Consider the following 25,494-nt stretch of genomic DNA (forward strand, 5'->3'; position numbering starts at 1 on the left):
TAGACTATCCGTCAAATTAATCAATTTCTCTACACTGATAAATATGACTGATTTCGATAAGGTCGATCTGAACCTCTTGCGCGTCTTCCTCGTGATCTTCGTGGAGCGCAGCCTGACACGCGCCGGGCAGCAGCTCGGGCTGTCGCAGCCGGCGGTCAGCTACGGGCTGGGGCGTCTGCGGTCCCTGTTCGACGATCCGCTATTCATCAGATCAACTGAGGGCATGCTGCCGACTCCGAAGGCGGAACAACTGGCTGTGCCGCTCGGCCGCGCAATCGGGTCGATCCGGGAAACGCTGGGCCATAGCGAACGGTTCGATCCCGCTGCGAGCTCGCGCGAATTCCGGCTATCGATGTCCGATATCGGAGCCCAGGTGTTTCTCCCGCTCATCTGCGAGAAGTTGCAGCGCGTGGCGCCGCTGGTCCGCATCGCGGCAGAGCAGGTGCCGCTTCCGGCGATCGAGGAAAGACTGCGGCTGGGACAGCTCGACTTTGCGATTGGAAATATGTCCGCCCTAAAGCGGGTGACGAGTTCCGCGCTCCTCTTTCACGAGGAATACGCGTGCATGACGCGCAAGCGGCCGGGGCTGCCGGCGCAGCGTCTGTCGGAGAAGAAGTTTCTCGAGTTATCGCACGTGACCGTGGCGTCGAGCGACAGCAGCCACGTGGAGATTGACGATGCATTGCGCACGCGCGGCCTTCATCGGCGCATTGCTTTGCGCGTGCCGCATTTCACGGTGATTCCGCAAATCCTTCTACGCACCGACTGGATGGTGACGCTGCCACGCGGGGTGGCGCGCGTGTTCAACGAATCGGGGCAATTTCTGATTTATCCGGTGCCGGTGGAACTGCCGCACATTGCATCCACCGTGTATTGGCATCCTTCGTTCGACGCCGACGAGGGCAACCGCTGGTTTCGTGAGATGCTTGTCGAAACCTTACATCTGGATTAGAAGCGCCTACGCACGGGGGAATTGTCACAGTTGTCGAGGCGGTCGCATAACATCGCGTGATGTGGAAATCCTAATCGGAGAGCGCGCCAAAGCGAGGGCCCTACGTCGCGATATGGTGAGCGCTATTGTTGGCCGCGAGCGCCGGATACCATCGCTCGAAGTATGAACGCAACTGCTCATTCAGAACGGCGGTCCTCACCTGCGGAAGGCCATGCGCATGAGCCGGTCTCCACGCCATCTGCCGCCGCTTCACAAAACGCTTGCTGACCACCTGGTTGACCGCCGACTCGACGAAGTTCGATGTGATCGGCTCGCCGTGACGGCAGCGGTCCCCGTAGTTCACGATAAAGTTCTGGTTGTTTTCAAGGTAGCCGATGAACTCCTCAAGTCTGGCGAGCAGTCTGGCTTCCTCGGGACTGCAATTCGTGTCGAGTTCCCAACCCAGGCTTTCAAGCCGGCTTAGTGCCGGCTTAGTGCCGGGTAAGGGCAGCCGTGCCAGAGGTCCCATTTGGCCCGATGCAGCGTATTGATCAGTGCGTCGGCGCAAGGCCTATCGTCGCGTTCCGGGAGCCCCTTGATCATCTGTTCGAGATTCTGTACCCGCATGGCGACGTGAAACCAGTCGAGCACACGCTCGCCACAATCGCCAAGGTCAATCTGGGCGCGGCGCACGGTGTCGCCGCCATCGGAGAGGAAAGTGACCGGCTGATCGCGCGCAAGAAAAGCCCGCATACGATCGGCCGGGTTGTCCCCGAGCTTGTGAACGTACGCGAAGCTATGCCCCCGACAGTCGTCTCGCAATGATTTACCGACAATGACTTCGAACCAGCCCTCAAGGCGGCTACTGTGCCCGGCGAGTCGAATGTCGCCGCCGTCGATGCCGACGGCGCGCACTGAGCTGCGTCGAGGAATATCGCACCGGCCGGCACCGGGATCGATGTGTCGCCGTTGCTCAACCGCGATCGCTTCGGCGTCCGTGTTCTCGAGGCGGTGGCCCAGTGTGGCGACATGGTGGCCGCCAGCACATGCCCGAGCGGTAACACTTCCTGGCGTCCGCGTAATTTCCTTGCAGATTACGACGGTAGCGTGATCTAAGCGCGACAAGGGTTAGCGGACTGCCCCGAATATTTTGTCTATGTAAATCAAGTATTTGCTGTTTGGATTTCGCGGCCAGCCGCGCGCTAGGAGGTTCCGACAGTTGCTCGTTGATTTGCGAATTTTTTCCGGCTAGTCTCGTCTGAAATGTGCGAAGCGGGCGCCCCGCACACCTTGCCATGCGACGCGCGTATTCACGCGATACACCACGGCGCCGCCGACCTTCACCGTTTCGATAAAGCTAGGGGTTTGAGGTGCAGTGGAACAGTTGTGAACGGCGGCCTTAAATCTGCCACTAAACTGCGGCGTGTGTTTTCCGGCGAGCGAACGCTATAGAGCACTTGCAACAGCATCGCGCGCAGCAGCTTCTCCGGGGCAATGCCGGGGCGCCCACCTTTGATCTCAGCCTCGTACATCCCGGCAAACTAGCGATCCATCTTGGCCAGCGCCGCGTTGGCCATCTTGCGAATCGAGCGCAACGGGTGATCGGCTGGAACAAAGTCCTCCAGCTTAAGCAAGGTGAATAAAAGTTCTCGGTAAAGGGATCGGCGCCGCGCATCGCTTCTCACAGTTGTGGGTTCGCTATTAACAACGCTTGCACTTGTCACTTCGGGTGACTTGGCAGGGAGGTGTTTCCGCAGCCTGCTAGGGAGCGAAGCATCGGAACGTACCGACATACGGTCGCGTACTGACAGTCTGCGGATATGAGACAGCTCCCAGATTGACAAAACGAGGTTGAGGAAACCCAACTTTCAAAACCCTACGAGTGTCGCGCGGGTAAATGCTTCGATGTTGTCGAGCAAGGCGTCGAGTGTGTCCCCGGCCGCATCGACGTTGCCTTCGGCGATCGCCTTGGCAACCGCGCCATGAAGACGTGCCATCTCGGGAAGATCGGCCGCTTCCCTGTAATGCACATACCAGAACCGTCTAGCCAGGCCGTGCATCAGGCGCATGGCAGCCTCGGCGAATTCATTTCGCGCGGCGATCAGGCATAGCTCATTGAATTCGCGATCGAGCCGCACGAAGCTGACGTCATCATTTGTCTTCGACGCTTCCTCGAACTCCTCCGCCAATTGCGCGAAAACCTCGCGCTCCGGAGGCGTGGCGCTCTTGGCGGCGCTTCGGCAAATCAGGCGCTCGACCTCCCGGCGCGTTCTGAGCAGCTTGAGCTGCTTTTTCACGTCTATCTCGGGAACCAGCAGGCCGCGCTGGGGCATGATCACGATCAGGTGTTCCCGTGCCAGGCGCTGAATCGCCTCTCGAATTGGCGTGCGACCGATGCCCGTCATTTCACTGAGCGAGAGCTCGGAGACCGTAGAGCCCGGCGCGAGCTGCAGCGTTACGATGGCCTCCTCGATCTGTGCATAAGCCTGTTCGGTCAAGCTCTCTTTGGCACCGGGCCGCTTGTTGCCCGCTTTCGGCGCGCGTGCGGGCGTCGACGAACGCGCACGCAGCGTTTTTGGTTGAGCGGCGGCCTTTCGGGTAACGATTTGTTCAGCCATGGGTACACCTGCAGATGCGTTCATCAGATATCCGCATTGTATAGCAGTTGCTTCGCAGTGTTCTTGCGTGGCGAGCATGCGGCTATTGCGAAAGAGCCTCGAGTGGCCACCCCTTGGTCTCCACGCCCAGGATCACCACGACGGCTGCCGCGATCACGAAAGATATTGCCCCGAGGGTGAAAACACCTGATTGGCCCGTATAAGGCAAGACCATTCCAACGATGGACGGACCCAGCAATGAGCCAAGGCGCCCGATCGAAGATGCAAAGCCAGATCCGGTCGCCCGAATGCGCGTTGGATACAGTTCCGGTGTGTAGGCGTAAAGCACCGACCACATTCCGAAAAAGAAGAACTGCATGCATAGGCCGGCGCCGATCAACTGAATCAATGGCGCATGCGTGGCCGCCGCCTGCCCGTACAGATACGCAAACGCCGCGCTGCCTAATAACGTAAGCGCACACGTCGGTTTGCGGCCCCACGCCTCCAGAAGCCACGCGGCAAACATGAATCCAGGAATGCCTGCGAGGGAAATGATGATCGTATAGAACACGGACTTGGTCACTTCATAGCCGGCACTCTGGAGCAGCGCGCCTAGCCACGTTGTCAGGCCGTAGTACCCGAGGAGCGCAAAAAACCACAGGGACCACGTCATGATGGTGCGGCGTGCATATCCGTCGGTCCATAGTTGTACGAATCGTGCCGCACGGGGAATTTCGGAGACAGTTGCAGCCGACACGGGCGCAACAGGCGGCAGATCCCTTCCGCGCAAGCATTTCCTCACACTCGCCTCGATGCCCGCAACCACCGAATCGGCCTCCACCACCCGGCCCGCGCTTTCCAGCCAACGCGGCGATTCCGGCACATAACGCCGGACAACGAAGACGAAGACCGCCGGTACGGCAAGCGCGATGAAGATGCCTCGCCAGCCAATCATGGGCAGCAGGAAATAAGTGGCAATGCCTGCTGTGATGAACCCGATCGGCCAGAACCCTTCGAGGACGGCGAGATACCTGCCGCGATTTTTGGCCGGGACAATTTCCGAGACAATCGACAGACCGATGGGAAACTCCATTCCCATTCCGAATCCAAGCAGTACCCGGAACACCATCAGCCATCCAACGCTTGGTGCGAAGCCACACAGCAGACTCCCTACTCCCCAAAATATCATGCTGACCTGGAACACCGGCTTGCGCCCGAACCGGTCCGCCAGCATACCCGCGATCGCCGCGCCGATCAGCATGCCAAGGAAGCTGGAACTGGCGAGCATCCCGGCCTGTGTCGCACTCAGGCCGAACTCCGCTTTGATCGAGCCCAGCACGAACGTCATGATGCCGAGATCCATTGAATCAAACAGCCACGCGGTCGCAATAACAGTGAAAATCAACTTCTGATATTGCGTGAGGGGCAACCTTTCCAGCCGCGCGGCTACGCCGTCTCTCACGTTGACTACGGCAGGGTTATGCATTTCCATTGTCTCTCTCCAGCCTGTCGAGCAGGTTTTGTGGAATCTATTGATTCGTTATACTTATACGTTGGACCATCAGCTTCCAATCGTGCATTATCGAGCGAGGGTCATTCAGCAGTTGATGCAGGTACTACAAGCGGCCCTGGAAACGAATGCGCTTACTGGGGCCGCTTATTCAAATTGCTGTCATGACTTGACGTTCTTTTTCGGAGAGATCCGGACCGTCGAGTGTCACACGTGAGTGGTCGTTCCTGAATTTGGCAATCACTGGCCGCAGCTCTTCCTTGACGTGTTTGTCGCTATATCCATTGAAAAGCGTCCCGAGGAAACCGCGGCGCAAGTCGCTTGAGCCCAGCACCCAATCAGCAATGGGAAAGGTGAGGTTCATGTTGTACTTCATCATGATCCCCATATTGTGGTGCGCGGTATGGTGGCGGCGGATCGTATTGATAAACGGCATGTTCCGGACGAACCAGTTCTCGTGAACGTGGCAGCAGTAGTGGAACGTCTCATACACCAGATACTGCGCGACCATGGTCAGAAAGGCGATGTATCCCGCGTTCAGGTCAATCAGGCGGGAAGCCGCGAAACCCAGGATCGTTCCTCCAACGCCAAGCGTGATCAGGACGCGCCACGGGAAAAACACGATGCGAAACTCGCGCGTCGTATCAATCGTCGGTTCAATGTCCGAGAAGTACTGGTGATGCTCACGAGTGTGCCGCTCGTAGATCGCCCGCAGGGCAAAAACGTCAATGCGACGATGCATCACGAAGCGATGCATGCCCCATTCGACAAAGTTGCCTGCAAGAAAGATCGGAATAACGAGAAGCCATTCCCACCGCGCTGCGTTCAGATGCGACAAGCAGTAGTAGATCGCCGCAGCGCCGGTCAAATACATTACCGAAATGTGCAGCAGCCCGTTGTACATCGGACTGATATTTGCCTTGTAGTTCTCACGGAATTGCCGCTGTCGCTCGGTCATCATGATTTGTCTCCTGTTGCGTTAGCCGGTACTAATATGTTAGGTGAATATTAGATTGGATCAAGTAGTTTATCAGCTGCTTTTCTAGGGAATTTCCCTAGATCGCCGTGATAGGCGTTTCGCACAATCCGGCTGTACGCCTGGGCGACATCGGGCACTGGAAATGACTTCGCAAGACGCGTCACGGCGAGCCCGTCGCGGGTCAGCGAATCGAGTGAGCCCTCTCCGACTCCAAGGTCTCTGAGGTTTGTAGGGATTCCGAGGTCGGCGACAAGGTCGCGTAAAAACTCACATAACTCGCCCGACGTGTCCTCGGGGTTTTCGCCGGAGATACCGAAGATCTGCGCGATCTCTGCCATCTCCACTAAGCGATGCGGACTAAGCGCTTCCATCGCGTACGGGAGGATCACCGCATTCGTGGTGCCGTGCGAGCGGTGCGTCAGGCCGGCAACTGCGTAAGCAATGCCGTGCACGGCATTCAGGCCGGCACTTCCATAGGACAAGGCGGCGTAGATGCTCGCGTAACACATGCCGGTGCGTGCTTCGACGTCATCGCCGTGGTCATAGCAACGTGTCAGGAATCGCGCACACAGCGAGATGGCCTCGCGCGCGAACAGCATGGTCAGTGACGAGCGACCGCTGTATCCAGGATCAGGATGACCGTTTCGATCGTATTGCGCGGAGTCCAGCGTCAGATATGACTCGATCGCATGCGTCAAGGCATCGATCCCCGCATCTGCGGTCACGCGCGGTGGACAGGTGTACGTGAACTCGGGGTCGATGAGGGCAATGTGCGGACGCAGCGAGTTGTCCATGACGGCCACTTTGGTGGCGTTGTTCGGATCGAGCAAAATCGCACCGGGAGTCACTTCCGAACCGGTACCAGCGGTCGTAGGAAGCGCGATCAATGGAATCGGCTTGTCCGCCGAGCTCAGGCCACCGACAAAGTCCCGCACCGGTCTTCCGGATGGCAGGGTGATACAGAGCGCCTTCGCGAGGTCGATGTTGCTCCCGCCACCCAGCGCGATGACGTGATCGGGCGCTGCGCCCTTCAACGCTTCCCGCACCAACTGCGTGGCGCTGTCGCAGAGTGTGGTGGTGGGGTCTGGCTCGCCTCCGTCGAATACGATCGTTTCGATTCCGAGCAGGGAAGCGGATTTCACGTACTCGTCTACCCAGGGGGTGAAATTCACAAAGAACCTGTCGGTCACGAGCACGCCTTTGTGGTATCCAAGGTGGGCGACCAAGGCTGGAAGCTGCGCGCGTGAGCCAGCACCGATAATCAATCTTCCGGGCGGGCAAAAATGAATGAGGTCTTCTGTTCGCATATGAACTCCGTGGAAAAATTAATGGTCAACGAAGCGGCGTATGGCTTTCGCGACCAGGTCGGCGTGTGTGACGGGCAAGGTGTGCCCGGCGTCGATGAACATCTGCCGTTGAGCACCGTGGATTTGTTGAGCGAGCGAATCCGCGCATGAACTCGGACAATCAGTGTCCTGGGAGCCGTGCAGAATCAGCGCCGGGAGATCAAGCCGTTCGAGAATGGCTCGTTGATCAGTCGATCGAATGGCCTGCCAGGTCCACGCGACCGCGTCGTGGTCTGCTGCCTCCTTCAACTCAAGGCACTGTTCCCGCGCTGCAATCTCTCGTAGCAGCGACTCTTCGTCCTCTGCCCTGAACCAGCGGACCTCGCGTATCGCGGCCGTTCCGGATACCAGAATGACACCCTCCGGCGGCCGCATGGCTGAGCGCGACAGGTATTCAAGCGCAACCGATACACCCATGCTCCAGCCCGCTAACCAGTAGGGTCGTCCCCGCACTTCTGAATCGATCGCGTCCGAAAGATCATCGGCGAATGCGCCGAGACCGTAGTCTTCAGCCGACAAGCCGCGTGCAGCTTGGCCTCTGCCCCTCAGATTGGGCAATATGAACATCGCCTCTTTTTGCAATTCCCGGGCGACCGGCATCCAGACAGATCGCGTTCCCTGAATGCCATGCACGGGCACGACAATCGCTGCGCCTTCTCCCACCACTGCAACGTCCATATCCACTCCATATATTGCTTATATCCAGCTAACATATTAGACTGATGTCGATGATGCGCGTCAAGCGACATTTGTTTATCAAGCACTTTTCCTTACAGGACGGCCTCATTGATAGCGGATCCAGGGTATCTGCCTGACAGAAGTATTTCGCCGGACGACAGCGAATCAATGGCGCTTGGCCGGCGGGCTCGACGCATCGACGCGTTTGCGCAGGAATTGAGACGCGAGCTGCCTGGCTGCACTTTGTTGACGGACAAGGAGGATGTCGCGCCTTACGAATGCGACGGTCTTGCCGCGTACAGGCAGTTACCGCTGGGAGTCGTGCTGGCTGAGTCGGAGGCGCAAGTTCAGGCGGTCCTCAGGCTGTGTGCGCACCACAGCATTCCGGTAGTGCCACGTGGCGCGGGCACCGGCTTGTCGGGCGGCGCCATGCCGCTCCGCGAAGGCGTGGTGCTCTCGCTTGCGCGCATGCGCAAGATCATTAATGTCGATCCTTACGCCCGCACGGCCACCCTGCAGCCCGGGGTGCGCAATCTCGCGATTTCCGAAGCAGCGTCACCGTACGGGCTGTATTACGCACCTGATCCGTCATCGCAGATCGCGTGCACCATCGGCGGCAACATCGCGGAGAACTCCGGCGGGGTGCATTGCTTGAAGTACGGCCTCACCGTCAACAACGTATTGCGCGTTCGCGCCGTTACGATGGACGGCGAAATCTGTGAATTCGGTTCCCATGCTCCCGACGCCCCGGGGCTCGATTTGCTGGCAGTACTGATTGGCAGCGAAGGCATGTTCGCGATCGTGACCGAGGTGACCGTCCGCTTGATCCCGAAACCTAAAGTCGCGCAAGTCGTGATGGCGAGTTTCGATGATGTCGAAGTTGGGGGAGCGGCTGTGGCGGCGATCATTGCAAGCGGGATCATCCCGGCAGGACTTGAGATGCTCGATCGCGCCGCAGCGCAAGCTGTAGAGGAGTTCGTGCATGCCGGCTATGACACGGGCGCGGCCGCGATCCTCCTTTGCGAGTCGGACGGAACGCCAGAGGAAGTCGCCGAGGAGATCGAACGGCTCACCACGCTGCTCGAAGCGCAAGGTGCTACGCGTATCGAAATTTCGACCTCGGAAGCAGAAAGGCTTCGCTTCTGGTCCGGACGCAAGAACGCATTTCCTGCCGCGGGGCGGCTTTCGCCTGATTACTACTGCATGGACGGGACGGTCCCTCGCCGCGCAATCGGCCCGCTCCTGCTGCGCATCCGCGAGATGGAAAAGCGCTACCAGCTGCGTTGCATTAACGTCTTTCATGCGGGCGACGGAAACATGCATCCATTGATCTTGTTCAACGGCAATAACCGCGATGAATGGCATCGCGCCGAGGATTTCGGCGCGGACATTCTGGAAACATGCGTTGAACTCGGTGGCACCGTCACGGGCGAGCATGGCATTGGCGTGGAGAAAATCAACTCAATGTGCGTCCAGTTTTCCGACGGCGAGCGCGATATGTTTTTTGCCGTCAAACACGCCTTCGACCCGCAACGGCTTCTTAACCCGGATAAGGGCATCCCCACCCGGGCCCGATGCGCGGAATACGGCCGGCTGCACGTGCGCGGTGGCCTGTTGCCTCACCCCGAGATTCCGAGGTTTTGATGAACGATGTGACCGCAGATGTGAAGATCACGAAGACGGAGACGCTTAACGCCCCGGTTGCAGGCGTCCAGGAACAGTTCAGGGAGAGGATCGAAAAGGCTTATGCCCGCGGCCATCGTCTATGCATCCGCGGCGGGGGCTCAAAAGACTGGTATGGCGCGGCCACTACTGGAGAAGTGCTCGATACCCGTGCGTATCGTGGTGTTGTCGCGTATGACCCGGCGGAGCTTGTCATTACCGCAAGAAGCGGCACACCACTCGCCGAAATTGAACAGTTGCTCTCGGCACGTCAACAGATGCTGGCCTTCGAACCGCCTCATTTCGGACCAGGCGCGACCTTCGGCGGCTGTATCGCAACCGGTCTTGCCGGACCACGACGCATGAGTGTTGGGGCTTTGCGTGACTTCCTCCTGGGTGCGTCGATTCTCACCGGTCAAGGGGAATTTCTCCAGTTCGGCGGTCAGGTCATGAAAAATGTCGCGGTCTACGATGTGGCCCGGCTGATGGCTGGATCGTTGGGGACATTGGGCTTGTTGATGGACATCTCGGTCAAGGTGCTGCCGATACCTCCTGCATTCGCGACGCTGAGACAGGAGATGGGCGCACGCGACGCTGTTCGCAAGTTAAACGAGTGGGCCGGTCAACCTCTGCCAATCACTGCGAGTTCGTGGCACGAAGGAATGCTTACTATTCGTCTGGAGGGAGCCACCGCGGCGGTGCGCGCAGCGTGCTCGGCTTTGGGCGGTGAATCCATGCAAAATCAGGCGGCCGCAATGTATTGGCAATCGCTACGCGAGCAAAGCGCCGCCTTTTTCCAAAAGTCTCCAATTGGTGCCACGTTGTGGCGGCTTTGTGTTCCTTCCACGACCGTGCCTGCATTACTTCGCGACCCGGATTCCCAGCTCATCGAATGGGGCGGAAGCCAGCGTTGGCTCTTTGCGGCGGACGATGACGACTCCTTGCGTCGAGATGCGGTAGCCGCAGGAGGTCATGCAACACAGTTTCGATACGCGAGGAGCGGTATCGATGTTTTCACCGCGTTGTCCGCGCCCCTGACAGGCATTCACCAACGTCTTAAGACCGCTTTTGATCCAGCGGGCGTGTTTAACCACGGACGCATGTTCGTAGGGATGTGATCGTATGCAAACCGAGCTGGCTGATTTCATGATTGGAACACAGGACGGCGACGATGCGCAGGCCATTATTGGGAAGTGCGTGCATTGCGGCTTCTGCACGGCCACCTGCCCCACATACCAGTTACTCGGAGACGAGCTCGATGGACCCAGAGGGCGCATCTACCTGATCAAGCAGATGGTCGAAGGGCAACCGGTTACGAGAGAAACCCAATTGCACCTCGACCGGTGTCTGACATGCCGCAACTGCGAAACGACGTGTCCATCGGGTGTCCAGTACAGCCGCCTGCTCGACATCGGCCGGCGTATCGTCGAGACGAAGGTCGAGCGACCAATGAAGGAGCGCGTGCTGCGCTACTCGCTCGCTCACTTCGTCCCTGAGCGTCGCTTGTTTTCTGCAGCCATGGAACTTGGTCGGCTTGCCCGACCGTTCCTGAGTGCAAGCCTTCAGGCAAAGATGCCTGTGGGTCAGGTTCCACGACCGACGCCGATCGGACATCACGCAAGAAAAATGCTTTTTCTTGAGGGCTGTGTGCAACCAGCGATCTCCCCGAACATCAATGTTGCGACCCGTCGCGTGCTCGACGCGCTTGGCATAGAACTGATCGCGCCAGCAAGTGCGGGTTGTTGCGGCGCCATACGCCTACACCTTTCCAATTTGGATTCCGGGCTTGACGACATACGTAGAAACATTGACGCGTGGTGGCCTTACGTCGAACAGGGCGTTGAAGCAATCGTCATGAATGCGTCCGGCTGCGGGGCGACGGTGAAGGAATACGGCCATCTGTTGCGTGACGATCCGGTCTACGCTGAAAAAGCCAACCGGATCGTCGCGCTTACCAAAGATCTCGCTGAACTGCTTCCAGGCTATGTCGACAAACTACGGCCTTTGATCGCTTCACCGGAACGACGCCATGTTACGTTCCATCCGCCCTGCACGCTGCAGCACGGACAGCAAATAAAGGGGGTTGTCGAAGGCCTGCTGCGCTCGCTTGATATCGACGTACGCGTTCCTTCCGACGCCCATCTCTGCTGCGGTTCCGCGGGGACATACTCCATCTCGCAACCCGCCCTGGCTTCGGAATTACGAAATAACAAGGTGGCTGCCCTCGAGGCGACGGAACCGGAACTGATTGTTTCGGCTAACATCGGATGCATTTCCCATCTTGCAGCTGCGTCGAAGACTCCAGTTCGGCATTGGATTGAATTGGTTGACGACATGCTGTCCCGAGCCCAGGGCCATTGAGCTTGCCGTTTCCGACGCTTTGAGCCAGTTGCGCAGCGTCTGCATCGACATGCCCAGTTCGCGGGCCACAGCGCTTACGCTTTGCCCGTCCTTAACTCGTTGCCCGGCCGCTTCCTTGAACTCTGCCGTGTAGACCTGGTGCAGTACCTTGAACATCTCTTCTTTCCTTCCTTTGGGTCGAGTTTATACGCGACCTGCTGGAAGGCGAAATTTCGGGAGAAGCTCATCTCGGATGCTCGTTTTGTAAGGAGTAACCTTGTAAGGAAAGCAAGTATTTTCCGTCCTTGGCGTTCATGTAATGCACGAAGCAACTTTTCGAAATATCGACATTGCCCGCCTCCATCTCTTGGTGAAACCAAAGCAACTCCGCGTACCACTCATCCTTGAGGCGAAAGAGCCATAATCGCTTTTTGTTGTCGAACGTCTTCGCAGCAGTCTCGGAAAACGAGATTTCGTACCCACCTTCGGCAGCAATTCTCATCAGTTTGTGCACGGCGACAACGTTCAGATTCGGCATCCATGATGGGCCTCGAGACAGGGAGCCTCTCAACGTGCTTTCATTCAGCACCGCTGCAGCGACATCGGCGATGAGACCGACCTGACGACCGTAATCTGTTCGGAGTCGATCGGTGCGCGAAACAGTCAACTCTGGATTGAGCAACCGGCCGTCGCGCTCAGCGGCGATGGAGGCACTGTAGTTGCGGCCAAACAAAAAGTGCGCGATGACGTCGCGCGCGGGACATCAACAATGTCGCACCGGCTTTCTCGGCGCGGAGACGGATGTCTTCAATGAGGGGCTTAATGGACATGGAAGCCTCGAAATGTCAGCGGAAGTCCGGTTAAGCCCATGCCGACGTTCGAAGGCACCATGAAACGAGGAAACGCTGTTGAAGTAGGACCAACTTGCCCAGCGCGGGCCTACTCTCAAAGTGGCTAGGTCGTAGTTTACACCGTTCGCGCCTTGTGGAAAATTTGTTGGGCGACTACCATAATGCCGTCGGACACCGCTCCGATGTAACCGTGCCGTGTCCGAGAAGTACGGCTTTGGCGCCTCGGCGAAACTTCCCATTCGAATGCTGCCCTTCATCACCTGATTCCCAGGCCATACCTTCTCTCAGCAATTTATGAAGGTGGGACGGGTGGACTGCAACAACGAAGAAGAAATTGTGTTATGGGAGTTGCGCAATGCGACTTACCACGAAGCAGGTCACAAAATGATTTGCGAGCGGTTCGGCGGAATTGGCGAAGCCGTCATCCGGCGGCCTGCCGACCGCTCCGGACGCGCAAAGTCGTAAATATCGCGTCCCCTTGCAACCATGCACATCGGCGACAACGCCGGTTGCCACCGAAGGCAGATTGAGGCAGAACTCCAGACGGACAAAGCCTCTGGATTATCTGGTCAACCGTGGCCGGTACATTGCAGACCATCTGCGACGGGAAGTGAACGATGAAATCTTCCTGCGCCGACCGCAAGCTGTGCTGGTATGTGACTTGATAGTCCATGCTATGGGTGTTCAGCCCTCTTCTGCTCGTGCCCTGCGTTCTGGGCAACTTCTGCGCCATATCACTGGCGATCCCGTAGGACGAATGCCGGCCGGCTACGCGTTGGCGAGGCAGCGTGGCTTTGAACGCGCGGTGGCCAGTCGAGGCGATTCATTTCCATTCGGTCGTCCAAAGCGCGCAAACGAAGGTTCGGAAACTGAAATTATCCGACCATTCACATTTCCCCCTCATTCAAAAATCCGGGCTCGTCACGGTTTGTTCATGCCATGAGCCACCAAGGCACGATTATCTAATAATCCTCAGGTTGCGAATTCGACCAATCGACGGGGACCGTTCGAGAATCAGTTTTGTGATGAACTCGGGCAACAAGGCCCGAGGCCCGGACGCGACCGCGACCGCAATCGCAATCGCAATCGCAGTCGCAATCGCAGTCGCAATCGCAATCGCAATCGGGCCGTCGCGGTCGATGTGTGCAAGCTGGTTCATTTTCTTCTCTCAGTTTGATGATTCATCGGTCAATATCTGGCCCACTGTCGGGTGCATCGGGATCAGCAGGCGATGCCGCATCCTGGTCTGGATTGGACGGATCTTCCGGAGTGGGTGGCGGCGGATGGCGCACGGCATTGCGTAGCTCGTCGCGCTCCCATGCGTCGCGCTCACGCTGCGCTGCCCGACGTTCCAGCACCTCGGCATCGAGCTCCGCAAGCCGGACCTGCCGGATACTCTCCAGGTGCGGCTGATCGAACACGATGCGTATGCGAGTGTCGGCTGCTACGCGCGCGGCGGCTGCTTGGAACGCCTCGGGTCCGGACAGCGAGAGCGTGGAGCCGAACTTCTGCTGCGCGAAATGCAGCGCAATCTCGATCGCCTCGCGCTCGCTATCCCACAGGCGCAATGTGCGGCCCTCGTCGACGAGGAACGCCACGCCGTCCTTCCGGTAGTCGACCTCGCCACTGGCCCGCACCTCGTACGTGATCGCCGGGCCCGCGTAGATGATCTCGTTGCGGTCGTGGGCTGCCGGTGGCTTCACCGCATGAGACGGCGCACTGAAAATGACCGCGCGTTCGTCGTCTGCACGTTTCGTCCGCAGGCGGATCTGCTGCATCCGGCGCAACTCACGCAGCGACCTTTCGTCGCCTTTCTGAGCGCGCTCCTGCAGGAAGTCACGATACTGCTCGGTCAACGGCCGGCTTGCGGCACCCTTCAGCGCATCCCGCTCTTTCGCGATCTGCACACGCAGCGCGGCCTCTGCCTCAAGGCGTGCAACACGTGCTGCGGACAGCTGCTCGCGGCGCTGCACGCCTGACAGGTCCATGCGCGGGCGTTCAATGAGCGCGCTGCGGGCACTGTAGAACTCAGATTTGACCGCCTTTCGCCGCTCACTCTCATGATCGGCCTGCGCATCCCACGCGCGACGTAGCTCGTTCCGGAATGCCGATCGCCATTGCTGGAACTCGCCCCATAGGTCCCGTTCAGGCGTATGCCTCGGTGCATGCTCCGGATCACGTCCTGTCTGCGCACGATAGGTCTCGCGCAGCAGCTGCGCCGCCTCCTCCCATGACAGGTTCATCTCTTTGGTGAGGAAGTCAGAGACATTCAGATTGCGCGAGCCGGCCTGGACTCTGTCACCGCCGTCCGCGCCTTTACCGATCGAATACTTTTCGACGAACAGTCCGTGCGTATGCGCGAGCACGGCCAGCAACCGGCCTGCGTCGAGCGTCGCACGAATCTCGGTGAACTCATCCCGCTCCCGGGCACGTCGCGCCGTGCGAGCCTCGGACAGGTCACGCGCAAACTGGTCGCGAACGGTATCGGCGGCCCGGCCCGTCGACGCGCGCGCACCTGCATTGAAATCGACCGACGCCGCGTCCGTCGGCAACGGCGTATCAGTTGGCCGGATCTCGAACGGCAGCGATTCGATCGCATCGAACGATTGCACATCCGCAAGGCTGCGGATTTCCTCACCCGGTCCAAACCCTGCAGGCAGGCGGCGGCCGCTCAGACCAAAAGGCTCGCGTGAGCCGACCGGTCCTCCGGCCCGCATGAACTTCCCGGCCGCGGTGCGCGTGAGACGCGTCCGCCCTGCCTCGTCCGCCTGGTCCCACGCGACAAACATGCGATCGACGATCGCTTTCCATTCAGGCTCGCCGGCGGACCTGTCAACGACATCGGGCCCGCCCGGCCATTGCCAGTGATCCCCGATCTCGCCGTCACTGCGGCCCACATCGACGTCGCCGTCGGCACCTTCGCGCGATCGCCGCCGGGGGAGCGATGTTTCTAGCTGTTCTCTTCCCGCTCGCTCGCGATCGCCAGACCATCGCAATGCGTCAATTCGTTCGGCTTGCTCGTTTCCCAGCTCCAGTAATGCATCAGGCGGCAGAAGCACTTGACGTCGCGCGGCGTCGCCATCCACACCGCGGCCGGGCATGCCATGCACACGGTGGGCGGATTGGGACGGCGCGCCGGATCGATCGAAGCGAGCGTCAAGGTCGTGATCCGCTCCGGTTCGCCATCGCTCGGTGATTTCGCGGTGCGCGCGTTCGAGCTCGTTCCACCATTGCTGCGACTGCCCTGCCCTTTCCGGCTCCCGCCCGGCGCCGCGCTCTCGCGCCCGCCCTCCCGCTCCGGCGGCTCCAGTTCGCTGCCAATCTCGCCAGTATCCGGATCGATCGTGGCGCTGTTCCGTTCGCTCTCGTGTGCGCTCATTGAGCCCTCCTGTTGCATCGTAGAACCGCTGTTCGCGGTGATCGAGAATGCGCCGCTGCTCCGCCGGCGACGCGGCCTGATACGTCCTGTAAAAACTGCTACCGCTGTTCAGATACTTGATCTCTCGCGCGCGCGTGTCGTGCCACGTCTCCAGCGAATCGAGATAGATCCGCGGCGTATCGCGCGATACGCATGGCGCGACGTACTGCGCATGCACATTCGATTCGAGCGCCTCACGCTTGGCCGTAGCATCCAGCTCGATGAACTCGCGCGAGAACACGAACTCCTTCAGGTTCACACCCTTCGCGGCACCGGCCGGTTTGACGTTCTCGTACTCCGACTCCCTGCCGGCATTGCGTGTGCGCGTCTCGCCGAACTCCGTGATCAGGGCCCTGAAGTCGTCATACCGGGTCACATCACGTGTCATCACTGCCTCAAGAATCGAGGCCTTCAGCTCGCGATTGGCGCCCTCGAAGACATCGCCCTTGTACCGGCTGATCATTTCGGACGCGTCCGTGAACTGCACACGCCGGTTGTCCTTTGGGCTCGCGAGTCCGTACTTCGCGTTGATGTGCTCCTGAAAGGCCTCCAGATACCGCTCGTTATGGTCAACCTTCCCGAACGGATCAAGCCGTCGGCCCGTTACGAGATTCATTTCCGGGATCACGACATGCACGTGAACTTTGCGCTCGACAGCCTCGCCCGTCTTGCGGTCCGCATAGCTCTTGATACGCGGCACATGCGCTTCGGCGTAGAAGTTGTATTCGTCCCGACGGTACGCGGCAAACGCAAACGCCTCGAACTCGCGCACGATCTCACCCAGCAGCTCGCGGTCGACCTCATCCTCCTTGAACGACAGCGTGACATGCAGGTAGCGTTCAGCGTCTGTGTCGATCGACTGGATGATGTCGTTCGTCAGATCGAGATCCCCGGCGAGGATCACGCGCTCGTCCATCTCGTCGCGCTCCATCTCGCGACCCTGCTTCTGGCCTTTTTCCAGATACGCCTTGATCCCGTCGTGATAGCCGCGCACGCGTATGAGCATCGTCCTACCCCTGCGTCCCGCGCCCGGCGAGCCAGCGCCCCGCCCTTTCGATGTGGAAAAGCAGCGTGCTGTGCGCGATCGACGGCAGCAGATGGCCAGCCGCAAAGACCGACGCGCGGGCACTGTCGCAGTCTGTCTGCGTCAGCGTGTGCGCACCGTCGTGGCCGCCATCGAAGTGCAGCTTCGTCTCAAGTTCGATCACCGCCATGATGGCTGCCTGTTTCGGATCCATTCCCATCGCTATCAGTCGACCTTGTTCAGGGTTGCCTTGAGGTACTGCCCGATCAGTTGCATTTGCGTGAGCAGTTGCTCGTAAGTCGCCTCCGAAAGCTTCCCGCGAACGTGCTCCGAGTTCGCCCGGTGCGCGATCTGGTTCAGGTTGTTGCTGGTCTTGTTGAAGATGTACAGCAACCGCTTGCGATCCCCGCTCGCCACCGGGCGCGCAATCACCTGCGTCCGGTTGGACAACACTGCCTGCCGGAAGAACTCCGATTGCGTCATCCCGCTTTGCGCCACCTTGGCAAGATACGCTGCGCGATCCGCATCCGACAGACGGAACGCGATCGGCTTGCCCAGCCCTGCCCCGCCATTGCTTTTTTGCTTCGGCATCACCAGAGCCCCGTCGAGCGGCCGCAATCGATCTCAGCGCCGACCATCGCGAACGGCCTGCCGTCGTCATCGATCGGATGCGCGCGAAACTCGTATTCCGGCCACCGCAACTCGCACTCGCGCAGCGCGCGCATCGCCTGGTCACCCGTCATTGGCCGCGTATAGCCTGCCCACGGCAAATAACGCGGCTCGCTGCCGCGCTCATCGGCACGCGGCCCCACTACAAGCTGGATCACCCATTCGCTGCGCGGAATCATGACTGCACCTCCGTATTCATTACGCATACCAGGCAGTGCTGAATGTCGGCGGCGGAGCCACCGACCGGAATGACGCGGCAGTAGATCGCGTCGGGGTTTCAAAGGGGCTCGCCCCTTTGGCACGAAATATTTTACGGAACGCGTAGCGTTGCGTAAACATATTCGACGTGCCTCGCCCCGCTCTCGCCACATATTATTTCCTACGCATATTCTACGACCCTACTACACCAGTACATCACGCATTCCATGGGAGTACTACCCAATACAACCTTGCCTCTACATACGGTCGTCATTCATACTACGCCCATACTACATTTATTCGCCATTTTCCCAATGGATCACGAACAACTTGCTTCCGCGCTGCGCCGCCTTGCCAGCACAAGCCCGAAACGCAGCAAGGCTTCCCATCTCAAGGCCCTCCTTCCGGACATCGAGGCGGCGCTCGCCGCTCGCGTTCCCGCCGCTGATATCCTGAATACCTTGCGCGAACAGGGACTCGATATCTCCCTTCGGACGTTTCACGGAACCCTGTACAGGCTTCGAAAGACCGCCTCTCCGCCCGGTTCCGAACGCAAATCCGGCGCTGCGGCAGCCCGCCCCAGCGCCCCGGCCCCCGTAATAGCCTCCCGAGCAACAGCCCCTCTCGAAGCGCACAAGCCTGCGCCTCCCACGACTAATGCACCGGCACCGGCCCAGACTCGCATCAAAACCTTCGAGCAATTGCAGTCTGAGAATCCGCACCTCTCAAGCATGCAGTTGAACCGCCTCTACGCCGAACAGTACGGCGAACCTCGCGTGAGCAATGCCGATATTGACGCGCTCAAGAAAAAATATCCTCAGCACGCGAAACCCTGAGCCGCATCGCCCCGCCGCACTGCGCCGGGTCGGGCCGCTCCCCATGCATTCTGCATGGGTCCCCGTAGCCCTCGATACGGGCGCGCGGCGCGCGCGATACCACCCTGGTTCGCACCACGCAGTTACATTCTGTTTCGCAAAACGCGGCGCCTTCAGGCGTGCTCCCTGGCACAATCGCCCTGCCGCTGCTTGGCCCCAAAAAGAGCGCGGCAGGAGCCTCGGAAAGCCGATCTTCGTCCCGGCTTCTTTTTTCCTATGCAGTACTCGTAGAGCAAAAAGCCGCCCGGGCTTTCACCCGGCCGGCGGAATGTGACAATTCGCACTTACGCGAAGTGCATCACGGCTCAGGCGACTTCGGCTTCCTCCGTATCCCCGTCGTTGCACTCATCCTGCGTGCTATCGGCCTCGCTTTCCTCGTCATCCTCCCAATGGCCGTACGTGACGTGTTCCGGCACCTCACGGTTGCGCAGCACTTCCGGCAACCAGCCCGAGTCCGTCATGCGAAGCTCGGCAGCAGCAGCGGCATCCCCCTTTTTCATCCCGCGCAGTTCGCCTGCTGCCTGCGGCGAAACCGTCTCGCCGACAACGGTCACAATACGATTTTTCGGGACGTGCTCGAAATACCCTGCACGCGTTGGCTTCCAGTAGCGCGTGAGGTCCAGTTCCAGCGTGTTCGCCACTTCGTTGACCGGGTGCGCCCGGTCAACGGGACTGATGCTGTCTACCGTCGCGGCCACGCAGAATGCAAACAGGTTTGACATCACGTCCACGTCCTGTTGCAGCAGCCACGCGAGCAGTTCATCGGTGCGCTTCGGCAGCATCCGGCTCCACTTCGCCCGCTCAACTTCAAGCGCCTTCCATGCAGCGCTGTCGGCCATGTCGTCGGCGTTCGACATAAGCGCATCGCGCGACGTATGCACGTCGATCCGCACCGCATGGTCGATGTATGACTGTCCGTACACGTCATTGAACACAGCCGGAATCATCCGGTACATCAGCACGGCCAGCGCAACGGTCGGCTGCTGCGCAAGCTCGATCTGTACCGCAGCCGTGCGGTGCGCGGTAAGCCGTTTGCACAGCTTTTCGCCGTGCAGGGGCCGGGCCTTCGCGGGCAGGTCGCGATTTCGCTGCGCATGCGTGAAGTGAGCGATACTGCCCGCGTCTGCGTCGTTGATTTCCCGGCACCGCAGGCCGCGCGTGATCTGCACCTTCCCGTCCTCGTCAATGGCGACGAACGCACCGGCCTGCTTCATGTCGTCGGCGGCGAACGTTTCGAAGCGCTCGGCATAGGCGTCAACAGCAGCCGAAGCATCGTCGAGCGCGTTGTCCAGCTTTTCCCAAAGCGCCTCGTCTTCCTCGCCGTCCTGATCGGCGTAATACGCATCAAGCGCGGCCTTCGCCTCGTCGCGCGTGGCAACAAGCTTCGCAAGCTCGGCCTTTTCCGCTTTGGTCGGCTTGCGCGTGGTCGATGCGGTCGTACTGGAACAGTTCGGCCTGGTCACAGCGGGTCCGCGTTTCCACGAAACACCAGCCCTCAGCGGCCACGGCCTGGGATAGCTCGATCAGGCGGTCAGTTGCCAGGCGATGCAGCAGGTCCGCGTCCGCGATGTATCCGGCGTTCTGGTCGTCGGAAAACAGATCGCGACGCACGTAACCGCCTGCCGCCTCGTAAGCGTCCAGCCCGACAAACTTCGCGAGCGGATTCTCGCTGGCGTCGAGCTCCTCTTTCGTCAGCGCTGCGCGCAGTTCGGCAGGACGGCGCAGCCAGGGCGTCTGCGCGTCAGTCCACACGCGCTCCTGCGCTGCGTGATCGTCGGCCAGTGCAAGCACCTTCGCCTGCTCATAGTCCAGCTTGTCGTCGCGCAGCAGATCGAGCAGCACCGGCGACAGGTTTGCTATCCTGAGCGCGCGGCGCACCACCATTTCCGACACCTTAAACAGTGCCGAAATGTGGGCAATGCTCTTGCCTTCCTCGGTCAGCAGCCGGAACGCGCCACATTCGTCCGCGACATGGTCTCGCGTTCGCGGTTTTCGATCAGCGACGCGGAAACGGCTTCGCCCTCACTGACGATCAGCACCGGCACCTTGAAGTCCTTAGTGATTTTGCCCTGCGAGAACAGCAAATCGAGCGCGGCGAGACGCCGCTGACCGGCGCAGACCCCAAGCTTCGGCTGCTTCGCGCGCGACCCTTTGACAGGGTGCACGACGAGATTCTGCATCAGTCCATTCCCAAAAATCGTCCCGGCCAGCGCCTCGATGCCGGTGGGTGCCTTTTTGCGGGCATTCAGCGGTGAGCGGCACAGCCGTCCGTACGGGACGTATTCGATCTGCGCTTCGTTGCCGGAGCTAGCTTCGAGAACGGATTCAGTTACACGGATTTCAACGACTTCCATTATGGGTGCCTCCGGAAATGGGCCGCAGCGGAATGCCGGGCCACATGGATTTGATAGGTCTAATTGACCGTATACAATGGAATTATTCGATTTATATTTTAAATAAACATATGTTTTTAATTGAAAAACAAGATCGTTAAAATCTTGATATAACGGTCAATACGACCTAATATAAAAGCGTGGCCCGGCATTCCGCTGCGGCCCATTTCCGGAGATAACCGTGATTGACAATGAAACCAGAATCTCGTCGGCAGTCGTTGTCGATGAGTTGCGTCTGAATTTCCTTCCTCACTACCTGGGCGCGCAATACCTTCGGGGCGAGGCATTGGTGTTCGACTGGGCTACGCGCCTTTCGAGTGCCTACAAGCGCGGTTCGTGGGACTTCTTCCAGTTGTCGAACGGCGGCTTCTATATGGCTCCAGCGAACTGCGGACGGGTGCATGTGCGGTGGCACATGAACGGTTACAGCGACACGATGGGCGCTGACGCGTTCGGCATCGTCGTCACGCTGTTTGCCCTGTGCCATCTGGCGGAAAAGTGCGGCGATGACAGGATCGTTGACCACTACCACGCGCTGCGGGCCTACGCGGCGCAGCACGTAGAGGCCGCCAACATCCTGCGCGCCATCGACTGACGCATTGACCACTCACGGCTCCGGCCTGTGGGCTGGGGCTGATCCTGATATTGGGGAACAGCATGGACACCACTTACCTGACAAGCCGCTTCGGACGCACCGCAGTTGGCACGCGTTCGGATCGCCCGCTGACGAACGACGAGATTGCTGAGGTTGCGCCGTCGATCTTCGCGCTGTCCGCGCACGAAAGCCGCTCGGAACGGTACACCTACATTCCGACCAGCGACGTACTGGACGGCCTGCGGAAGGAAGGTTTTCAGCCCTTTATGGCCTGTCAGACCCGCGTACGCGCCGACGACAAGCGCGCGCACACGAAACATCTGGTCCGCCTGCGCCATGCCGACCAGATCACGGGGCGTGAAGCCAACGAGATCATCCTCCTGAACAGCCACGACGGCAGCAGCAGCTACCAGATGCTCGCCGGGATGTTCCGGTTTGTGTGCCAGAACGGTATGGTCTGCGGAGACACCATTGGTGATATCCGCGTGCCTCATAAGGGCGATGTGGTCGGCCAGGTGATCGAGGGAGCGTTCAAGGTGCTCGACAGCTTTGAGGCAGCGACCCATCAGCGCGAGGGGATGGCCGGTCTGGCATTGACCAACGGCGAACAGACCGCTTTCGCGAGGGCCGCACTTGCACTGCGGTACGACGACGAGAAGCCCGCGCCCATCACTGAGCAGCAACTTTTAACACCGCATCGCATGGAGGATCGCGGACCGGACCTGTGGACGACATTCAATCGCGTGCAGGAAAACATGATCAACGGCGGCCTGCGCGGTCGTAATGCGAATGGGCGGGCAACCACAACCCGCGCCGTGACCGGCATTGACCAGAACATCAGGCTCAACCGCGCCCTCTGGGTGCTCGCCGACGAACTGTGCCGCCTGCGCGGCTGACAGGTGCGCCCGGCCTTCGGGCCGGGCATGACCTCAACTATGGAAACCGACATGGATACCGCTCACATCCGCCCAACGTGGCTAACCGCCCTCCTTCCGCTGCTGGCCGTCTATCAGTACGGCGATCGTTCCCTGGTGCGCGCGGAACTGTTTCGCATGGCCTTGTCCGCCGATGCCGCAGCGCGCTCCGCCGAAGCACTCGACCGGATTGCCAACATGCTGGACCGCGACGGGCACCCAATCGACATGCACCGGGAAGAGTTGCGCGCGATAGCCCGCAACGCTCTCTCCGAGTTTCATCGTGTGCCGCCCCGTGCCCCGCAGCCTGCCCTACCCGAGTCAGGATTTTAACGAAAGTTTCCCTCTGTTTCATTCAAACCGTCAGGAGTACCAATCATGAACAAGCTTTTCTTTACTGGCCGTGTTGCCGCCGCCCCAGTGCTTGCGAATCACGGTGATTCGAAGGTGACGAAATTCACCCTGATTTCAAACGAGTACGCCGGTCGCGACGAAGGCAGCGGCGAAGCGAAAGAGCGTCAGGTGAGAATCCAGTTCACCGCGTTTGGTTCGCGCGGTGAGGCTATCGCCAGAAACGTTCTGAAGGGCGATCAACTGATCGTTGAGGCGAAGCTGTCGAACAACGATTTCACGGACGGTGAAGGCATCGAGCGTTACGGATACAACTTCACGGTCGATAACTTCGACTTCGGCGCGCCTGGCGAACTCAAGCGGGCGCAACTCGCGCGGCGTCAGGAATGATGCATGTCGGCCCCGGTTCATGCCGGGGCTGTTGACCAATACAGGAGTTGACGCTGAGACCCTGGGCTGCGGTGGTTCCTTCCGGCTCATGCCTGCCCGAAATAGCCTCAGCGGCATGGGCGTCCCAGCCGTCCGGAAAGGGCACCCCCTTCCTGCCAAACCTTGAGCCCGGATAACCGCAGGCGTCACGCGCGCGCCGGCGCGCCCGGATCGAGGCGCACGGGGACCCGCGCCAGTAGGCGTGGGGCGAGCGCTGGCGCGGCGCAGTAGCGCCGGGACGATCCGGTACAGCGCAAGCGAACCGCAGCCGGGGTCGTCCAGCAGCCGGAGGCTGCGTGTTTCCTCCGCGGCGAAGCCGTGGGGGCTGGATCCTGGATCGGCTTGCGGACCGCCGACGCCAGCGGTGACGTACGATCGCATACACGGACTCAATCAACAGGATCAGAGATGGAAGGCATAACGATTTACGCTGGCGCCGACGGACTGGCACGTCTTAAGGTACACATGGCTGTGGCCTGGCGCGATCGGAAGCGAGGAACCGGCGTTGGGTACAGTAGCGAATATTTCTGCGGCATGGTTTCCGGGCTTGCATTGGCCGATGCCCTCGATGTAACGGTGCCGTTCGGCATCGCCGCTTTTATCACCGACTGCGGGTACGCGGTCGAAGTCCCCTACTCCGGGTAACACCATGAACATTCCGCCCCGCCCGAAAACGCACCGGATTACCAGCGACGTGCCCGATCACCTCCTCGAGGCGTTCCGGCACACCATCACGGGGTCTTTTGCGAACGCGCACGGCGGCCAGACACCAGCGCAGCGCGCAGCGGAAATCCGCGTTGGCGATCGTGACCGCGGTCTCGATTCGCTCCTGCAGCTCGTTGACGTGGCCGAAGGCGAAACCGGACAGGCGGAGACCGTCGCCGAATTTCTCGCGGGCCTGTACAACGACACCGACTACCGTTTCGACCTCACGGCACTGCGGGCGCTGGACGACGATCCGTTCGAGCACTGTCTCGCCGTGCTGCGACTCCACCACCGCCCGACTGTTGAAGTGCACGGCTATTTTCCTGGCGGTGAGCAGCGCTGGCAGCAGATAATCACGCGCTGGAATCTGGACAAACGCCCCGCGCCGGAGCTGCCGCCGGTTCATGGCGAACGCTATCAGGGCCGCTATGTGACGAATCAGGAAGCACCAGGTTATCGCGATATGACGCTGGTGGTGGCGATTGACGGGGACCCTGCACGCCAGTTGCCGATCGAACTACATTTTTCAGCTGGCTGACTCGGAGCGTATAGCCACGATCTTATCGACCTGCATCGCGGGACGTGGCGGCCGCGTGAGTGGCACGAAGGGCCACTCGACATGTAGGAAGGCGAGCTGCGGCCGCAGTAGCTTTAGATTCCGGGCGCACGCCTTATGCGCCAGTAGTTGAGACGAACGTAAGAGTACCAGGGGGAAAGCATATGGCAGTTGACACAAACACGACAATCCGGCGCGAATGCTTGCAGCCCGCGATCTATTGGGCCAAACCGACCGGGGCGGAAATCCAGGAGGTAGTCCGGCTGGCCGGTTTTACCGGACGTAGTGCAGCGGAATTTCTGGACCTCGCTGACAAGAGCGGGCGGCAGATACGTCGTTGGATCAGCGGCGAAAATGAAATCCCCTATTCCGCATGGGCGCTACTCTGCCATGCCGCCGGATTTGGCCACATCTGGGAAACAGAAGAGTAGCCTCGAAACGCTGATGATTCGCAATCCTGCGGTTCCTGTATC

At 59.8% G+C, this 25,494-nt stretch carries 25 protein-coding genes and 3 pseudogenes; 12 read left to right on the forward strand and 16 right to left on the reverse strand.

The features are described from left to right. Positions 1-43: 43 nt before the first annotated feature. Positions 44-952, forward strand: a complete 909-nt coding sequence (locus tag KHO23_RS24625) for a LysR family transcriptional regulator (protein ID WP_211613994.1) — start codon at positions 44-46, stop codon at positions 950-952. A 100-nt stretch (positions 953-1,052) separates the two neighbouring features. Here KHO23_RS24625 and KHO23_RS35150 read toward each other — a convergent pair. The 7 genes and pseudogenes from KHO23_RS35150 to KHO23_RS24665 form a co-directional block, all read right to left on the reverse strand. Beyond that, positions 1,053-2,013 (reverse strand): annotated as a pseudogene (locus tag KHO23_RS35150) (ISKra4-like element ISBte1 family transposase); the annotation flags it as partial. 354 nt (positions 2,014-2,367) lie between these two features. After that, positions 2,368-2,606: pseudogene (locus KHO23_RS24640) on the reverse strand (IS5/IS1182 family transposase); the annotation flags it as partial. 193 nt (positions 2,607-2,799) lie between these two features. Beyond that, positions 2,800-3,549: a GntR family transcriptional regulator gene (locus KHO23_RS24645; protein ID WP_201129549.1), complete on the reverse strand. Its 750-nt coding sequence runs from the start codon at positions 3,547-3,549 to the stop codon at positions 2,800-2,802. 82 nt (positions 3,550-3,631) lie between these two features. Further along, positions 3,632-5,014 carry an MFS transporter gene (locus KHO23_RS24650; protein ID WP_407946070.1) on the reverse strand — a complete coding sequence of 461 codons (1,383 nt, stop codon included), beginning with the start codon at positions 5,012-5,014 and terminating at the stop codon, positions 3,632-3,634. A gap of 175 nt (positions 5,015-5,189) precedes the next feature. After that, positions 5,190-5,999, reverse strand: a complete 810-nt coding sequence (locus KHO23_RS24655; RefSeq protein ID WP_211613997.1) for a sterol desaturase family protein — start codon at positions 5,997-5,999, stop codon at positions 5,190-5,192. A gap of 47 nt (positions 6,000-6,046) precedes the next feature. Continuing rightward, complete coding sequence (locus KHO23_RS24660; RefSeq protein WP_211613998.1) at positions 6,047-7,324, reverse strand: iron-containing alcohol dehydrogenase; 1,278 nt, start codon at positions 7,322-7,324, stop codon at positions 6,047-6,049. Positions 7,325-7,342: 18 nt separating this feature from the next. Next, on the reverse strand, positions 7,343-8,041 hold the full coding sequence (locus KHO23_RS24665; RefSeq protein WP_211613999.1) for an alpha/beta fold hydrolase: 699 nt from the start codon (positions 8,039-8,041) through the stop codon (positions 7,343-7,345). Positions 8,042-8,209: 168 nt separating this feature from the next. Here KHO23_RS24665 and KHO23_RS24670 point away from each other — a divergent pair, with 168 nt between their 5' ends. The 3 genes from KHO23_RS24670 to glcF are packed head-to-tail and all read left to right on the forward strand — an operon-like array spanning position 8,210 to position 12,064. After that, on the forward strand, positions 8,210-9,685 hold the full coding sequence (locus tag KHO23_RS24670; RefSeq protein WP_211614055.1) for an FAD-linked oxidase C-terminal domain-containing protein: 1,476 nt from the start codon (positions 8,210-8,212) through the stop codon (positions 9,683-9,685). Further along, positions 9,685-10,821: a glycolate oxidase subunit GlcE gene (gene glcE / locus KHO23_RS24675; RefSeq protein WP_211614000.1), complete on the forward strand. Its 1,137-nt coding sequence runs from the start codon at positions 9,685-9,687 to the stop codon at positions 10,819-10,821. Before KHO23_RS24670 ends, glcE begins: the two co-directional genes overlap by 1 nt. A gap of 4 nt (positions 10,822-10,825) precedes the next feature. Continuing rightward, positions 10,826-12,064, forward strand: coding sequence for a glycolate oxidase subunit GlcF (glcF, locus tag KHO23_RS24680; RefSeq protein ID WP_211614001.1), 1,239 nt, complete (start codon positions 10,826-10,828; stop codon positions 12,062-12,064). On the opposite strand, the pseudogene KHO23_RS24685 reads toward glcF, so the two are convergent. The 6 genes and pseudogenes from KHO23_RS24685 to KHO23_RS24710 form a co-directional block, all read right to left on the reverse strand. Further along, positions 11,985-12,220: pseudogene (locus KHO23_RS24685) on the reverse strand (transposase); the annotation flags it as partial. The gene glcF and the pseudogene KHO23_RS24685 sit on opposite strands and share 80 nt — an antisense overlap. A 67-nt stretch (positions 12,221-12,287) precedes the next feature. Beyond that, positions 12,288-12,776: a hypothetical protein gene (locus tag KHO23_RS24690; protein ID WP_211614002.1), complete on the reverse strand. Its 489-nt coding sequence runs from the start codon at positions 12,774-12,776 to the stop codon at positions 12,288-12,290. Positions 12,777-14,075: 1,299 nt separating this feature from the next. Continuing rightward, entirely contained in the window at positions 14,076-17,318 is a 3,243-nt protein-coding gene (locus KHO23_RS24695) for an LPD7 domain-containing protein (RefSeq protein WP_211614003.1), read from the reverse strand. 4 nt (positions 17,319-17,322) lie between these two features. Next, on the reverse strand, positions 17,323-17,550 hold the full coding sequence (locus tag KHO23_RS24700; RefSeq protein ID WP_211614005.1) for a hypothetical protein: 228 nt from the start codon (positions 17,548-17,550) through the stop codon (positions 17,323-17,325). Positions 17,551-17,561: 11 nt separating this feature from the next. Then, a complete protein-coding gene (locus KHO23_RS24705) occupies positions 17,562-17,927 on the reverse strand; it encodes a plasmid mobilization protein (RefSeq protein ID WP_211614007.1) in 366 nt (121 codons plus the stop codon). Further along, on the reverse strand, positions 17,927-18,184 hold the full coding sequence (locus tag KHO23_RS24710; RefSeq protein ID WP_211614008.1) for a hypothetical protein: 258 nt from the start codon (positions 18,182-18,184) through the stop codon (positions 17,927-17,929). The genes KHO23_RS24705 and KHO23_RS24710 overlap by 1 nt, the downstream gene beginning before the upstream one ends. A 333-nt stretch (positions 18,185-18,517) precedes the next feature. Between KHO23_RS24710 and KHO23_RS24715 the strand changes: the two genes are divergently transcribed. Further along, complete coding sequence (locus KHO23_RS24715) at positions 18,518-19,039, forward strand: hypothetical protein (RefSeq protein ID WP_211614010.1); 522 nt, start codon at positions 18,518-18,520, stop codon at positions 19,037-19,039. 344 nt (positions 19,040-19,383) lie between these two features. Here KHO23_RS24715 and KHO23_RS35155 read toward each other — a convergent pair whose 3' ends face one another. Genes KHO23_RS35155 through KHO23_RS35165 form a run of 3 tightly spaced genes read right to left on the reverse strand, consistent with a single transcriptional unit; the run spans position 19,384 to position 21,432 of the window. Beyond that, positions 19,384-20,541 carry a hypothetical protein gene (locus KHO23_RS35155; protein ID WP_236066979.1) on the reverse strand — a complete coding sequence of 386 codons (1,158 nt, stop codon included), beginning with the start codon at positions 20,539-20,541 and terminating at the stop codon, positions 19,384-19,386. Beyond that, positions 20,423-20,962, reverse strand: a complete 540-nt coding sequence (locus KHO23_RS35160; RefSeq protein WP_236066980.1) for a hypothetical protein — start codon at positions 20,960-20,962, stop codon at positions 20,423-20,425. The genes KHO23_RS35155 and KHO23_RS35160 overlap by 119 nt, the downstream gene beginning before the upstream one ends. Positions 20,963-21,015: 53 nt before the next feature. Beyond that, positions 21,016-21,432, reverse strand: a complete 417-nt coding sequence (locus tag KHO23_RS35165; RefSeq protein ID WP_236066981.1) for a ParB/Srx family N-terminal domain-containing protein — start codon at positions 21,430-21,432, stop codon at positions 21,016-21,018. 220 nt (positions 21,433-21,652) lie between these two features. Between KHO23_RS35165 and KHO23_RS24725 the strand changes: the two genes are divergently transcribed. From KHO23_RS24725 to KHO23_RS24755, 7 genes are all read left to right on the forward strand, one after another. Beyond that, complete coding sequence (locus KHO23_RS24725) at positions 21,653-22,066, forward strand: antirestriction protein (protein ID WP_211614012.1); 414 nt, start codon at positions 21,653-21,655, stop codon at positions 22,064-22,066. A gap of 62 nt (positions 22,067-22,128) precedes the next feature. Then, complete coding sequence (locus KHO23_RS24730) at positions 22,129-22,962, forward strand: DUF932 domain-containing protein (protein ID WP_097397483.1); 834 nt, start codon at positions 22,129-22,131, stop codon at positions 22,960-22,962. A 51-nt stretch (positions 22,963-23,013) separates the two neighbouring features. Next, positions 23,014-23,313 carry a hypothetical protein gene (locus KHO23_RS24735; RefSeq protein ID WP_097397482.1) on the forward strand — a complete coding sequence of 100 codons (300 nt, stop codon included), beginning with the start codon at positions 23,014-23,016 and terminating at the stop codon, positions 23,311-23,313. A 45-nt stretch (positions 23,314-23,358) separates the two neighbouring features. Then, on the forward strand, positions 23,359-23,721 hold the full coding sequence (locus KHO23_RS24740; RefSeq protein ID WP_097397481.1) for a single-stranded DNA-binding protein: 363 nt from the start codon (positions 23,359-23,361) through the stop codon (positions 23,719-23,721). A gap of 447 nt (positions 23,722-24,168) precedes the next feature. Beyond that, a complete protein-coding gene (locus tag KHO23_RS24745; RefSeq protein WP_211614014.1) occupies positions 24,169-24,405 on the forward strand; it encodes a hypothetical protein in 237 nt (78 codons plus the stop codon). 4 nt (positions 24,406-24,409) lie between these two features. Further along, complete coding sequence (locus KHO23_RS24750) at positions 24,410-25,003, forward strand: DUF7673 family protein (RefSeq protein ID WP_211614016.1); 594 nt, start codon at positions 24,410-24,412, stop codon at positions 25,001-25,003. A gap of 182 nt (positions 25,004-25,185) precedes the next feature. Beyond that, positions 25,186-25,452, forward strand: a complete 267-nt coding sequence (locus tag KHO23_RS24755) for an XRE family transcriptional regulator (RefSeq protein ID WP_115783782.1) — start codon at positions 25,186-25,188, stop codon at positions 25,450-25,452. Positions 25,453-25,494 lie beyond the last annotated feature (42 nt).

It is taken from the genome of Paraburkholderia haematera, from assembly GCF_905220975.1.
Lineage (GTDB): Bacteria > Pseudomonadota > Gammaproteobacteria > Burkholderiales > Burkholderiaceae > Paraburkholderia > Paraburkholderia haematera.